The sequence below is a fragment of the Vibrio sp. Vb1574 genome, from assembly GCF_033338675.1.
Map to the genome: position 1 here is coordinate 1 of NZ_JAWOTC010000354.1, position 1,145 is coordinate 1,145.

1 protein-coding gene is annotated in these 1,145 nt (G+C 50.7%); it reads left to right on the plus strand.

What is annotated here, in order from left to right:
* Window positions 1-1,145, plus strand: a 1,145-nt coding sequence (locus R7O12_RS26140) for a fructose PTS transporter subunit IIA (RefSeq protein WP_318126971.1), incomplete at both ends; no start/stop codon positions are given.

Genomic DNA, 1,145 nt, shown 5'->3' on the forward strand with positions numbered 1-1,145 from the left:
GTATTTAAAGAACTGGTTGCCGTTCTTCATGCCCAAGGTCGTATTTCTGACCAAACACAATTTCTTGCAGATATAAAAGCACGTGAAGAATTAGGAAATACCGGATTTGAAGATGGCGTGGCAATTCCACACGCGAAAAGCGCCGCTGTGATTGAACCGGCGGTTGTGATCGGCGTAAGCAAATCAGGTATCGAGTACGGCGCGGAAGACGGTTTACCTTCAAAGCTGTTCTTCATGATCGCTTCTCCAGACGGTGGCGATAACCACCACATCGAAGTACTTGCAGAACTGTCTTCAAAACTGATTGAAGATGGTTTCATCGATGCGTTCTTGGGCGCAGCAAACAGCCAAGACGCACTGGCACTCCTTCTTGCTAAAGAAGAACCGCAACCAGTGACAGATGCTCCAGCAAACCAAGGTTTCATCATTGGTGTTACCGGTTGTCCTGCGGGCGTTGCTCACACCTACCTAGCAGCAGAAGCGCTAGAGAAAGGTGCTGCGGCAATGGGTTACGAAATCAAGGTTGAAACGAACGGTTCAATCGGTGTGAAAAACAGCCCAACCGCAGAAGAAATCGAGCGTGCAGATGCCATCATCGTCGCCTGTGACAAACAAGTCGACATGAACCGCTTCGCGGGCAAACGCGTGGTTAAAACCAACGTAAAAGCCCCAATCCGCGATGCTCAGGGACTGATTAATGAAGCGTTAAACGCACCGACGTACCAAGCTGAGTCCAATGGCAATACGCAAGCGTCGGTTGCCGACAAAGCTTCTCAAGCTCGTTCTGACTTATATCGCTACTTGATGAACGGCGTATCACACATGATCCCATTCGTCGTAACCGGTGGTCTGCTGATTGCCCTTGCTCTTGCTGTAGGCGGTCAGCCAAGTGAAGCGGGCATGGCGATTCCTGAAGGCAGCATGTGGAACCAAATCCTCAATGTCGGTGTGGTTGCCTTTACGCTGATGATCCCAATCCTTGCCGGTTACATTGCTTACGCGATTGCTGACCGCCCAGCTCTAGCTCCTGGCTTGATCGGTGGTTGGATTGCAAACAACGGTTCTTTCTACGGCGCAGACGCTGGTACAGGCTTTATCGGTGCCATCATCGCAGGTCTGCTTGTGGGTTACTTCGTGAAGTGGAT